Raw genomic sequence first — 11471 nt, 5'->3', positions numbered from 1 at the left:
ATGCCATGACGCTCGCGCTGAATATCGCTCTCAATGTGGTTCTGATCCCGCTCTTCGGCCTCTGGGGCGCGGCGATCGCCACCAGCCTCGCCATGGTCTTCGAGGCCGGCGCGCTGTCCTTCACCGTCTGGCGCAAGCTCGGCATCGTCATGGCGATCTTCGTGCCCGCAAATAAGGAAGTCGCCTGATGGCCGCCATTCCGCTGCTTGAAGAGACCAGCGGCGGCCCCGCCGGCGCCATGGTGTCGGGCCTTGCCGGCCTCGTCAGGGAGGCCGATCCCGCCCATATCGAGCTCTTCGCCAACAACCGGCCGGAGCGCAAGCTCGCGATCTATCCCGCCTCGGCCGGCTTCGACCTGGTCGAGGAGCTCGACTATCTTAGCGCTCGCACGATCGAGCCCAACGTCTTCTTCAACCCGCGCTTCCTGGCGCCGGCCATGCCGAGGCTCGAGGACCGCGAAGTGCGGCTGGCCGTGATCCGCGACGGCGACGAGTTCCGCAACCGGCTGCGGCTCCTTGTGCCGTTCTCGGTCGAGCGCCCCGCAATTCCGCTCGGCGTGCCGGTCATGCGCACATGGTCGAGCCCGTTCGGCCCGCTCGGCACGCCGCTGGTCGATCGTGATGATCCGGTCGGCGTCATCGAGGATTTCTTCTCGATGCTGTCCAGGCCGCATCTCAAATTGCCGAAGGTCTTCGTGCTCCCCGACATCAAGCTGGACGGCCCGGTGGCGAGCCTGCTCACCTCCTTTGCCGACAGCCGCGGCCTGACCCTGGTCGTCACCGGCAAGGCCGAGCGCCCCGTGCTGGAAAGCGATGCCGATGGCGACGACTACCTCAAGGCCTCGCTGCGCGCGCATCACTATCGTGAATTCCGCCGGCTGAAGCGGCGCCTCGCCGGCCTTGGCAAGCTGGACCATGTGGTGGCGCGCGGACCGGACGAGATCCGCCACGCCATCGAAAGCTTCCTGACACTGGAGGCGGCCGGCTGGAAGGGCCGCGAGCGCACGGCCATGGCGATCGACCGCTACCGCGCCGCCTTCGCCCGCGAGGCGGTGCACAGGCTCGCCGAGCACGACATGTGCCGCATCCACACACTGACGCTCGAGGGCCGTACGATCGCTTCTCTCGTCGTCTTCGTCGAAGCGGGCGTCGCCTACACCTGGAAGACGGCTTATGACGAGACGCTCTCGGCCTATTCGCCGGGCACACTGCTGATGATCGAGGTGACCAAGCAGCATCTCGATGATCCTAATGTCGCCATGACCGATTCCTGCGCGGTGCCCGATCATCCGGTGATGAGTCGCCTCTGGACGGAGCGCAAGCCGATGGGCACGCTGGTGGTCGGCCTGACGCCCGACGCCGACCGGCCGGCCCGCCAGGCTGCCTCGCAGCTCCATCTCTACCGGGAGACCCGTAACATGGCGCGGCTCCTGCGCAATCGCATGCGGAGCCTCTTGAAAAGGCGCTAGATGAAAGGCCGCACACCGGCTATGGCATCCGGCGGCCGGATCCGGCCTGCCTCTTCACACAGCATCCAGATGATCGAAACCTTCCTGCGCTTCGCCCGCCTCTGTGCGCCGCTTGTCCTGCTCGCCATGCTCCCGGCGCGAGCCTTCGCCGAGTCCTGCCCCGAGGATTGCTCCGAGCCCGCGCTCGTCAACATCTACAGCCACACCACCGCCGGCCATATGGCTCCAGCCGCGGCAGCTGCGTTGCCGCGCGTCTATGTGCCCAACCGTTCCTCGAACAGCGTTTCCGTCATCGACCCGGCGACGCTGAAGGAGGTCGACAGGTTTCCGGTCGGCAGCAAGCCGCAGCACGTCGTTCCTTCCTGGGACCTGAAGACGCTTTGGGTGGCCAATAACGGCACCGGCAAGAACGGCAGCCTGACGCCGATCGACGCGACGACCGGAAAGCCCGGCAAGCAGGTGCCGGTCGACGATCCTTACAACATGTATTTCATGCCGGACGGCAGCGCCGCCATCATCGTCAACGAGGCCCTGAGGCGGCTCGATCTGCGCGATCCGCGGACCATGGCGCTGCAAGCCGTCATCCCGACGCCGGCCTGCCCCGGCATTAACCATGCCGATTTCGCGGCCGACAATTCCTATGCGATCTTCACCTGCGAATATGGCGACGGCGGACTGGCCAAGATCGACCTGAAGAACCGCAAGGTGCTCGGCCATCTCGACCTGTCGAAGATGGGCATGCCGCAGGACATAAGGCTCTCGCCCGACGGCAAGGTCTTCTACGTCGCCGATATGATGAATGACGGCGTCTTTCTGATCGAAGGCGACAGCTTCAAGGAGATCGGCTTCATTCCGACGGGCATTGGCGCGCATGGCTTCGTCGTCAGCCGCGACGGCAAGCGGCTCTATGTGTCGAATCGCGGCTCGCACAAAATGGAGCAAGGCCGCGCCGACGGGCCGGGCAGCGTGACGGTGATCGACTTCGCGACGCGCTCGGTCGTCGCCCAATGGCCGATCCCCGGCGGCGGCAGCCCGGACATGGGCAATGTCAGCGCCAACGGCAAGCAGCTCTGGCTCTCCGGCCGCTTCGACAGCGAGGTCTATATGATCGACACGACGTCCGGCGCTGTCACGAAGATCCGCGTCGGCGTCGAGCCGCACGGCCTGACGGTGTGGCCGCAGCCGGGCCGATACTCGCAGGGGCACACGGGGAATATGCGGTAGGGTGTCGGTGACCTGCAAATGCTGACGACCTCAATCCCAATGGAGCCTTGGCACCATCTCCGCTGACCTTCCGCGACAGCTCCCTGCCGATGCACTTGGGACTCGTCTGACCGTATTTCGATCATTGTCGAAATAGGAGTTGACCGGCGGCGGCGGAGGGTGCAGTCTATTTCCATGAAACTCGAACAAGCCGCAAAACAGCTCGAAGCCATCGGCAACCCGACACGGCTCAAGCTCTATCGCACACTGGTCAGAGCCGGCGAAGCTGGCCGGCCGGTGGGATACTTGCAGGACACCCTTGGCATCGCGGCCTCGACGCTGTCCCATCACCTGCATCGCCTCATTCTGACCGGCCTCGTGACGCAGGAGCGTCAGGCGACGACCCTCATCTGCCGGGCCAACTATCCTATCATGCGCGACTTGATCGGCTTCCTGGCTGACGAGTGCTGTGCTGACGCAGCTTGCGGCGCTACGGAGAGCGACGCGGCGGCATAGCCTCTTTTTTGCATCATATTTCGATGATCCCGGAAGGATGGAAAAATGTCGATGAATGACCCTGACGCCCTCCCTGTCGCCGTCATCGGAGCCGGCCCGGTCGGCTTGGCGGCTGCCGTCCAACTCATCCAAAGGGGGCTCCCGGTGAAGGTCTATGAGGCCGGCGCTGGCATCGCCACAAATCTCAAGGACTGGGGCCATGTCCGGGTGTTCACGCCTTGGCGCTACTGTGTTGATCAGGCGGCCCGAAAGCGTCTTGAGGAGAGCGGCTGGGCGATGCCCAAGCCCGAGGCGTTCCCCACCGCTGATGAACTGATTGCCCGCTACCTCGAGCCGCTAGCAAGGCTCCCTGAACTCTCCTCGTCCATCGAAACCAGTGCACGCGTGATTGCTGTTTCGCGCTGGGGCGCAGACAAGGTCTTGAGCAAAGATCGAAAGGCGCGACCGTTCATGCTGGTGGTCGAAACCGGGGAAGGCATCAGGCGCGACAGTGCACGAGCCGTCATTGACGCCTCAGGCACGTGGCAGACGCCAAATCCACTTGGGGCCGGTGGTGTCCCGGCGGAGGGCGAAGCGGAGTTCGCAGACAAGATTGCCTATGGCATTCCCGACATTCTCGGCCGCGACCGCACCCTTTATGCCGGCCGCGCCACGCTTGTTGTCGGTTCGGGTCATTCGGCCGCCAATGCCCTGCTCGATCTCGATAGGCTGGCTGCGGTTGAGCCGGGAACCGCTTTTGTCTGGGCGACACGCGGGACCGATCTGGTTCGCATTTACAGCGGTGGAGACTTGGATCAACTGCCTGCCCGTGGCGAGCTTGGTTCTGACGTTCGCGAACTTGCGGAGAGCGGGCGCACAAAGCTCGTCACTGGGTTCGCAACGCTGGCCATCCGCAGCTCAAACGGCCGCCTGGCAGTCGAAGGTCAGACGAAGGATGGCCTACAAATGCTCGGGCCTTTCGACCGCATCATCGCAGCGACTGGCCAGCGGCCCGATCTGTCCCTTACGCGCGAGCTTAGGCTTGATCTCGACCCCTGGCTTGAGGGCGTAAAGGCGCTGGGGCCTCTGATCGACCCCAACGAGCACTCCTGCGGCGACGTCCCCCCGCACGGCCATCGCGAACTGAGCCACCCCGAGCCCGACTTCTACACTGTCGGCATCAAGAGCTACGGCCGCGCCCCGACCTTCTTGCTGCTGACCGGGTATGAACAGGTGCGGTCGGTCGCGGCAGCCCTCGCTGACGACATGGCGGCTGCGGATGCGGTGCAACTGGTGCTACCCGAAACCGGCGTCTGCACGGTTCCCCAGTCGACCATACGCGCGACCGCTGGCGGATGCTGTGGTGGTCCCGCTTCTTCCGAGGCTGACGCCTGTTGTCTCGCCGATGCTGAAGCGAAGGCCGCTGGCAAGGGTGGCTGCGGGTGCGGGGTGGCAGCCTAATCGCATCACGCCCGATGGAACGCAGTCGCCGAACGATCATCACCGTCCTCGGCCTGACCCAAATCATGGCCTGGGGGTCCACCTATTACCTGCCGGCGGTGATTGCACCAAAGGTCGCCGCCGACACCGGCTGGCCGCTGCCTTGGGTCGTGGGTGGATTGTCGCTTGGCCTGCTCGTCGCCGGGCTGATCTCACCTCGCGTCGGCTCGTCCATTGAGCGCCACGGCGGCCGGAACGTTCTTGCGTTCAGCGCCGGCTGCATCGGCATCGGCCAGATCGGGCTCGCTGCCTCGCCGAACCTTGCCGCCTACATCGCAGCATGGCTCGTTGTTGGGCTTGGAATGGGGGCGGGCTTGTACGATGCCGCTTTCGCGACCCTCGGCCGGCTCTCCGGACATAGCGCGCGCTCGGCCATCACAACCCTTTCGCTGTTCGGCGGCTTCGCCAGCACGTTCTGTTGGCCGATCTCGGCCTTCCTGATGGGCGAGACGGGCTGGCGCGGCACATGCCTCGTCTATGCTTCGGTGCAGTTGTTCTTCGCCCTGCCTCTCTATCTCGGAATGTTGCCGCGTCGGGCGCCGCTGCCGAGCGTCACAGATCGGCCTGGAAAGGAGCAGGTTGGCACCCCAGTTCAGCCGGCCGCAGTTCCGATCATGGTCGTCCTGGCTGCCACGCTGACCTTGGCGGCGGTCATTTCGTCGACGGTGTCAGTTCATCTCCTCACCATCTTGCAGGCCAGCGGCATGGCGCTCGCCGCTGCCGTTGGGCTCGGAGCACTGGTCGGCCCCGCTCAGGTGTCGGCGCGTGCCGTCGAGATGATCATCGCCCGCTACCATCATCCCATCTGGACCAAGTTCGCGTCGGTGAGCTTCGTCGCCATCGGCATTGGTGCGCTCTGGGTCGCGGTTCCGGTGGTGCCTGTGGCGCTGGCGTTCTACGGTGCAGGCATCGGCCTCGAAACGATAGCGCGAGGCACGCTGCCGCTCGCTCTGTTCGGTCCGTCGGGATACGCGAGACTGATGGGGCGACTTGCCATGCCCAGCTTGATCGCTCAAGCAGCAGCGCCGTCTGTCGGAGCGCTATTGTTGGAGCATGTGGGCGCTCACGGCACTCTAGCAGCTCTCGCTGGCTTGGCGCTGCTGAACGTCGGACTGGCGTGTAGCCTTGGCTGGCTGATCTTCCGTCGTCGAACCTTAGAGGTACAGGCGCAGTGATGCTTTGTAACCGGCCGGTAGCCCTGTGAAGCGGTTGGCCAGCCCATGAAGCTCCGTCACTTCGGCAACTGCCTGGTTGATGGTCAAAGAGACCAATTGGTGCCCCTAGCCGGGATCGAACCAGCACTCCTTGCGGAACTCGATTTTGAGTCGAGCGCGTCTACCAATTCCGCCATAGGGGCTCAGGCCGGGCGGCCTGGATGGGCGCGGACTATACGGGCGGATGGGCTTTCGTCAACTGGCCTGTTGCCGATTTGCAGGCGCTGACTGCACCCGGCCATGCCTTTCAGTCTCGTGAACGTCCCGCCATTGTGCGGCGCGGAAAATCTTTCTAGACAGGGGATGCGTTGAAGCGCCTCGGATCCCAAAGGGTGGATGCGGCGCTTTGGGACCTTGTCTTCCTGCCACCCGGTGTCCAAAACCACTGCGCGCTTTTCAGGAGAGCCGATGCTTCGCGGACTTTACGACTGGACGATGTCCCTGGCGGCAAGGAAATCGGCCGAATGGTGGCTGGCCTTCATCGCCTTCGTGGAAAGCTCGGTCTTTCTGGTGCCGGCCGACGTGCTCTATCTGCCGATGGCGCTGTCCAAGCCGGAGCGCGCCTATCGCTACGCGCTGGTAGCAACGGTGGCCTCAGTGCTCGGCGGCGTCGCCGGCTGGTTCATCGGCCACTACGCCTACGAGGCGGTCGCCAAGCCGATTCTGGAATTCTACGGCAAGTATGACGAGTTCGAGCAGTTGCGGACCTCATCCGGCGTCGGCTTCATCGTCCTGATGCTGATCACCTCGGGCGCGGCGCATTTGCCGCCGATCAAGGTCGTGACGATCCTGTCGGGCGTCATCGGCGTCAACCTCCTGCTGTTCATCGGGCTGGCGATCGTTGCGCGCGGCGCCCGTTTTCTGCTGCTTGCCTGGCTGCTGCGCCGCTACGGCGAGTCGATCAGGGAGTTCATCGAGAAACGGCTGGGCATGATCGTCAGCGCCGGCGCCGCTGCCCTTATTTTGCTCTATATCGCGGTCAGATACGCCCACGGATAATGCATGTCGGCCAAAAGTGCGCAGCGGTTTTGGGAGAACGACATGCATCGAAACAAGACTCAAGCGCGGCGCCTGAATTCATTTCTGCGCGACGCGCTTTAGGTGCCAAGCGAACGGATCACGACCGATGACAGCGACCATGACCGCCGACACTGGACGCCAGCGGACGCGTGCCGCGCTGTTCCTGGCCGTCGCCATGGCGGCGACGGTCGGCTCGGCGCTCGCCTTCCAGTATATCGGCGGCTACATTCCCTGCCATCTGTGCCTGGAGCAGCGCACGCCCTATTATATCGGCGCGCCGCTGATGCTGGTCGCGGCCGCTGCCTCAATGCTGCGCGCGCCGGCCTGGTTGACGCGCGGCCTGCTGGCGATCGGTGGCCTGTTGATGCTCTATGGCCTCTATCTCGGCGTCTACCACTCGGGCGTCGAGTGGGCGTGGTGGCCTGGCCCCGCCGACTGCACGGCCATCGCCGGTCCGGTCGACACCGGCGGCAAGGGCGTGCTCGATGCGCTGGACAAGTTCGTGCCGCCCTCCTGCGACAAGGCCGCGCTTCGCATTCTCGGCCTGTCGCTCGCCGGCTGGAACGCCATCGCTAGCCTCATCCTGGCCGCCGTCGCCTTACGCTGCGCGCTCGCGCGCGACTGAGCTACACAGCCGTAGTGACGGGGAGAAAAGAGGCCGTCATCAATGGCTTCGCCAATGATCGACGTGCAGAATGGGCGACGTCGCGGCGCACAATTCCTTCTCCCCGTAACTAAACGGAGAGAAGGTGGCGCCAGCCGGATGAGGGCAACGCCGAAGATCGGCAATTTGTCGTTGCATGGCCGGTCGATTGTGCCGAACTCTACGGCTCCAATTCGACATCCCAGTAGAGATAATCCATCCAGCTTTCATGCAGATGGTTGGGCGGGAACAGGCGGCCGTTATTGTGCAGATCGTGCACGGTCGGCTGATAGGGTTTTTGCAGCGGCCACATCTTGGCCTGCGCCGGCATCATGCCGCCTTTCCTGAGATTGCAGGGCGAGCAGGCGGCCACGACGTTCTCCCAGGTCGTCGCCCCGCCGCGATGGCGCGGGATGACATGGTCGAAGGTGAGATCGTCGGTCGTGCCGCAATACTGGCACTGGAAGCGGTCGCGCAGAAAGACGTTGAAGCGGGTGAAGGCGGGATGCCGCGACGGCCTCACATAGGCCTTCAGACTCACCACGCTCGGCAGCTTCATCGAGAAGGTCGGCGAGGAGACGGCGTGTTCGTATTCGGCGACGATATTGACCCGGTCGAGGAAGACAGCCTTGATGGCGTCCTGCCACGACCAGAGCGACAGGGGGTAATAGCTGAGCGGACGGTAATCCGCATTCAGCACCAGCGCGGGAAGCCCATCCGGAGATACGGCAACCGTCACGTAGTTGGCCTCCTTCGTTCCAAACCGAACGCCACGGATACTGTAAGCCCGACATGACAGGGATGTGAAGCGGATTGTCGTTCGGCGAAACGTTCAAAAACGCATGATTTTCATGCTTTTTCGGCCATCTCGACAGGTGGCGCCGCGTCCCTGCCCTTCAATTCCCGATAGTAGGCCCAGAAAAGCCGCGACGCGACCCCTCGCCACGGGCTCCATGATTCGGCCAGTCGAATCAGAGTTTTCTCCGGCGGACGAGGGTCGATGCCCAGGGCATGGCCGACCGCCGTCTGCAGCGCGACGTCGCGCGCGGGAAACACATCGGGGTGGCCGGCGGCGAACAGCAGGTAGCACTCCGCCGTCCACGGTCCGATGCCCGGCACCGCCGTCATCGCCGCGATCGCCTCGTCGGCGTCGAGCGAGCAGAGATGGTGGAGGTCAAGCCCGCCGGCCACGGCTCGCGCGATGGCGATCAGCCCGCGCTGCTTCGGCCGCGACAGGCCGGCCTCGCGGAAAATATCCTCGCCGGCGCAAAGGATGCCTTCCGGCGTCAGCGGATCGACCAGCCTGATCAGCCGGCCGAAAATGGCATCGGCGCTGGCGCGGGACACTTGCTGCGAGACGATGATCGACGCGAGGCTGCCGAATCCCGGCTCGGAGAGCCTCAGCGGCACCTCGCCGGCCATGCCGCGTACCTTCTCCAGCCGTGGATCGAGCAGGCAGAGCGCGTCGAGTCCTGCCGCAATGTCGTCGAGCGAGGCGATGCGTTGCACGTTTGCTTGTTCCCAGGGCGCTCATGAAGTGGCAATTGATGCTAACTATCAACCGGCGGAAGCGCCTTTCAACCCGAATGCCGTCCGAGACATGACGCTCCTGACATTCCGCTTCGCGCCGAGCCCCAATGGCGAGTTGCATCTCGGCCATGCCTATTCGGCCCTGCTGAACCGGCAAATGGCGGCGCGGGCGGGAGGACGGCTGTTGCTGCGCATCGAGGACATCGATGTCATCCGCTGCACGCCGGAATTCGAGGCCGGCATATTCCGCGACCTGGAATGGCTGGGGTTCGAATGGGAAGAGCCCGTGCGGCGCCAGTCCGAACATTTTTCCGAATACAGGGCCGTGCTCGACCGGCTGATCGCCGAGGAACTCGTCTATCCCGCCTTCATGAGCCGCGGCGAGATCCGCGCCTTCATTGCCGAGACCGAGAAACGCGGCCGCGACTGGCCGCGCGACCCCGACGGCGTGCCGCTTTACCCGCCGCTCGACAAGGCACTTCCGTCTAAGGAGCGCAGGCGGCGCATTGCCGAGAACACGCCTTTTGCCTGGCGGCTCGACATCGAGGCAGCAATGGCACGCGTGCCGGGCGCCTTGTCATGGGTCGAGGTCACTGACGAGGCTATGGCCGCGACGCACACGGTCGACGCAACGCCGCAGGCCTGGGGCGACGTCGTCGTGGCGCGCCGCGATAACCCGACCAGCTACCATCTCGCAGTCGTCGTCGACGACGCGCTGCAGGGCGTCAGCCATGTCGTGCGTGGTCAGGACCTTTACGCGGCGACCAGCGTGCAGCGCCTGTTGCAGGACCTGCTCGGTCTGCCCGCACCGCGCTACTTCCACCATCGGCTGATCCTCGGCTCGGACGGCCGCAAGCTGTCCAAGAGTTTCAAGGACACCGGCCTTGCCGCACTCAGGCAGGCAGGCGTGTCGCCGCAGGATGTCATGCGGCTGGTTGGGCTTTGACTACAAGCGAGCCAGTCCGGCCTTGATCAGCGCCATCACGCTGATGAAGACGAAGGCGCCGCTCAATCCCCATGCCACAGCTAGCTTGATATCCCGGAAGGTGATGCCGTGCTCGTTGGCGATCATCACCGCAACGAAGAAGCCCAGCGTGAAGAGCAGCGTGTTGCCGGTCGAGCCGAAGCCGTCGTCCTTCATGATGGCATCGAGCGCGGTGCCGAAGAAGAATCCGAAGACCGCGACGGTGGCGACCGCGAACAGCAGCCATGTCGTCCCGAGATGCAAAAGCATGCCTGCTCATGGCGTGCCTTAACGCCATGCCCCTCTTGGCACCGTTTGTTGAATTCGGATGAGCTTATGGATCAACCGTTTCGTTTTGCTTGCCGAATTGATCGGCATTAGAGCAATTGCCGACATCAACTTTTCACGCGCAGCCAGAGCCCTCCTTCCAATGCACAGCATCAAGCGGTTCATCCCCGCCTCTTTCGTCGTTCTGTGGGCGACCGGCTTCATCGGCGCGCGCTATGCAATGCCATGGGCGGAGCCGTTCACCTTCCTTGCCATCCGCTTCGTGCTGGCGGCGATCCTGTTTGCGGGACTGACCGTCCTTATCGGCTCGCGACGGGCCACCCGCGAGGAGGCGCTTCATGCGACGGTGGCCGGCGTCCTAATGCACGGCGTCTATCTGGGCGGCGTCTTCTGGGCGATCCACAGAGGCATGCCGGCCGGGCTTTCGGCGCTGATCGTCGGCCTGCAGCCGCTGATCACGGCGGTGCTCGCCGGCAAATTTCTCGGCGAGGAGATCCTGCCGCGCCATTGGGCGGGACTTGCCGTCGGGCTTCTGGGCGTCGTCATCGTGCTGTGGCCGAAGCTCGGCATGATTGGCGGCGGTGTTACCGCGGCAACGCTGACGGCCTCGCTGGTCTCGGTGCTCGGCATGGCCGCTGGTACGATCTGGCAAAAGCGCTTCGCCTCCGGCGGCGACCTCGTCTCGGCGACCATGTGGCAGTATGTCGGAGGCTCGGTCGTCACGATCCTGGGGTCGCTCGCCTTCGAGACGCGCACCATCACCGTCAGCGGCGAGCTCATCTTTGCCATGGCATGGCTGGTCCTGGTGCTGTCTCTCGGCGCCATCTTCCTGTTGATGGTGATGATCAGGGACGGCGAGATGTCGAAGGTCGCATCGCTGTTCTATCTTGTGCCCGCCGTAACCGCCGTCATCGCGTGGGCTCTGTTCGGCGAAGAGCTCACTCTGCTGCAGATCGCCGGCATGGCGATCGCCACTTTGGGCGTCGGGCTCGCGACCGCCCGTCAGGACAGAGCTCAACCCACGCGGGCGCGCGCCTCGAGATAGCGGCTGATCGCGGCATTGAGCTCGCCGCCAAGGATGAAAATGGCCGAGATGATGTAGAGGAACACCACCGCGATCATGATCGAGGCCAACCCCGCATAGGT

Annotated in this window: 13 protein-coding genes, 1 tRNA gene and 1 pseudogene; 10 read left to right on the top strand and 5 right to left on the bottom strand. The window is 64.2% G+C overall.

The annotated features are described in order from the left end of the window. The 6 genes from EOA32_RS25330 to EOA32_RS25305 form a co-directional block, all read left to right on the top strand. Positions 1-188: polysaccharide biosynthesis C-terminal domain-containing protein (locus EOA32_RS25330; protein WP_189407357.1), on the top strand; the 188-nt coding region annotated here is incomplete at its 5' end. Beyond that, positions 188-1468, top strand: a complete 1281-nt coding sequence (locus tag EOA32_RS25325) for a GNAT family N-acetyltransferase (RefSeq protein ID WP_128373178.1) — start codon at positions 188-190, stop codon at positions 1466-1468. The genes EOA32_RS25330 and EOA32_RS25325, both read left to right, overlap by 1 nt. Positions 1469-1537: 69 nt before the next feature. Continuing rightward, on the top strand, positions 1538-2692 hold the full coding sequence (locus EOA32_RS25320; protein ID WP_128373177.1) for a YncE family protein: 1155 nt from the start codon (positions 1538-1540) through the stop codon (positions 2690-2692). 174 nt (positions 2693-2866) lie between these two features. After that, positions 2867-3187 (top strand): metalloregulator ArsR/SmtB family transcription factor, encoded by a 321-nt coding sequence (locus tag EOA32_RS25315; protein ID WP_066990141.1) that lies wholly within the window; start codon positions 2867-2869, stop codon positions 3185-3187. A gap of 51 nt (positions 3188-3238) precedes the next feature. Next, a complete protein-coding gene (locus EOA32_RS25310) occupies positions 3239-4627 on the top strand; it encodes an NAD(P)-binding protein (protein ID WP_095779389.1) in 1389 nt (462 codons plus the stop codon). A 14-nt stretch (positions 4628-4641) separates the two neighbouring features. Next, on the top strand, positions 4642-5841 hold the full coding sequence (locus EOA32_RS25305; protein WP_128373176.1) for an MFS transporter: 1200 nt from the start codon (positions 4642-4644) through the stop codon (positions 5839-5841). Between the two features lie 97 nt (positions 5842-5938). Here EOA32_RS25305 and EOA32_RS25300 read toward each other — a convergent pair. Continuing rightward, positions 5939-6023: transfer RNA gene (locus EOA32_RS25300), tRNA-Leu, on the bottom strand. A 265-nt stretch (positions 6024-6288) separates the two neighbouring features. Here EOA32_RS25300 and EOA32_RS25295 point away from each other — a divergent pair. Both EOA32_RS25295 and EOA32_RS25290 read left to right on the top strand, forming a co-directional pair. Then, positions 6289-6879: a YqaA family protein gene (locus EOA32_RS25295; RefSeq protein WP_066990147.1), complete on the top strand. Its 591-nt coding sequence runs from the start codon at positions 6289-6291 to the stop codon at positions 6877-6879. 127 nt (positions 6880-7006) lie between these two features. Next, a complete protein-coding gene (locus EOA32_RS25290) occupies positions 7007-7525 on the top strand; it encodes a disulfide bond formation protein B (RefSeq protein ID WP_128373175.1) in 519 nt (172 codons plus the stop codon). Between the two features lie 199 nt (positions 7526-7724). Here the strand turns inward: EOA32_RS25290 and EOA32_RS25285 are convergent, their stop codons facing one another. Together EOA32_RS25285 and EOA32_RS25280 are read right to left on the bottom strand one after the other, a co-directional pair. Next, a complete protein-coding gene (locus EOA32_RS25285) occupies positions 7725-8282 on the bottom strand; it encodes an HNH endonuclease (protein WP_066990153.1) in 558 nt (185 codons plus the stop codon). A gap of 110 nt (positions 8283-8392) precedes the next feature. Further along, positions 8393-9052 carry a DNA-3-methyladenine glycosylase gene (locus tag EOA32_RS25280; RefSeq protein ID WP_095779366.1) on the bottom strand — a complete coding sequence of 220 codons (660 nt, stop codon included), beginning with the start codon at positions 9050-9052 and terminating at the stop codon, positions 8393-8395. Between the two features lie 91 nt (positions 9053-9143). On the opposite strand from EOA32_RS25280, the gene gluQRS reads away from it, so the two are divergent. Further along, positions 9144-10019 (top strand): tRNA glutamyl-Q(34) synthetase GluQRS, encoded by an 876-nt coding sequence (gluQRS, locus tag EOA32_RS25275; protein ID WP_128373174.1) that lies wholly within the window; start codon positions 9144-9146, stop codon positions 10017-10019. On the opposite strand, the gene EOA32_RS25270 is transcribed toward gluQRS, so the two are convergent. Continuing rightward, positions 10020-10307 (bottom strand): hypothetical protein, encoded by a 288-nt coding sequence (locus EOA32_RS25270; protein ID WP_066990158.1) that lies wholly within the window; start codon positions 10305-10307, stop codon positions 10020-10022. Positions 10308-10467: 160 nt separating this feature from the next. Here EOA32_RS25270 and EOA32_RS25265 point away from each other — a divergent pair, with 160 nt between their 5' ends. After that, on the top strand, positions 10468-11370 hold the full coding sequence (locus EOA32_RS25265) for a DMT family transporter (RefSeq protein ID WP_128373173.1): 903 nt from the start codon (positions 10468-10470) through the stop codon (positions 11368-11370). Here the strand turns inward: EOA32_RS25265 and EOA32_RS40100 are convergent. Then, positions 11340-11471, bottom strand: a pseudogene (locus EOA32_RS40100) (ribonuclease BN); the annotation flags it as partial. The gene EOA32_RS25265 and the pseudogene EOA32_RS40100 sit on opposite strands and share 31 nt — an antisense overlap.

This window comes from Mesorhizobium sp. M1A.F.Ca.ET.072.01.1.1, assembly GCF_004023325.1.
In the GTDB taxonomy this organism is placed as follows: Bacteria; Pseudomonadota; Alphaproteobacteria; order Rhizobiales; family Rhizobiaceae; genus Mesorhizobium.
This window is presented reverse-complemented; position numbering and strand designations above follow the sequence as displayed.

Coding starts and splice junctions, on each gene's coding strand:
- EOA32_RS25325 (WP_128373178.1), top strand. CDS start 188: ATGGCCGCCATTCCGCTGCTTGAAGAGACCAGCGGCGGCCCCGCCGGC.
- EOA32_RS25320 (WP_128373177.1), top strand. CDS start 1,538: ATGATCGAAACCTTCCTGCGCTTCGCCCGCCTCTGTGCGCCGCTTGTC.
- EOA32_RS25315 (WP_066990141.1), top strand. CDS start 2,867: ATGAAACTCGAACAAGCCGCAAAACAGCTCGAAGCCATCGGCAACCCG.
- EOA32_RS25310 (WP_095779389.1), top strand. CDS start 3,239: ATGAATGACCCTGACGCCCTCCCTGTCGCCGTCATCGGAGCCGGCCCG.
- EOA32_RS25305 (WP_128373176.1), top strand. CDS start 4,642: ATGGAACGCAGTCGCCGAACGATCATCACCGTCCTCGGCCTGACCCAA.
- EOA32_RS25295 (WP_066990147.1), top strand. CDS start 6,289: ATGCTTCGCGGACTTTACGACTGGACGATGTCCCTGGCGGCAAGGAAA.
- EOA32_RS25290 (WP_128373175.1), top strand. CDS start 7,007: ATGACAGCGACCATGACCGCCGACACTGGACGCCAGCGGACGCGTGCC.
- gluQRS (WP_128373174.1), top strand. CDS start 9,144: ATGACGCTCCTGACATTCCGCTTCGCGCCGAGCCCCAATGGCGAGTTG.
- EOA32_RS25270 (WP_066990158.1), bottom strand. CDS start 10,307: ATGCTTTTGCATCTCGGGACGACATGGCTGCTGTTCGCGGTCGCCACC.
- EOA32_RS25265 (WP_128373173.1), top strand. CDS start 10,468: ATGCACAGCATCAAGCGGTTCATCCCCGCCTCTTTCGTCGTTCTGTGG.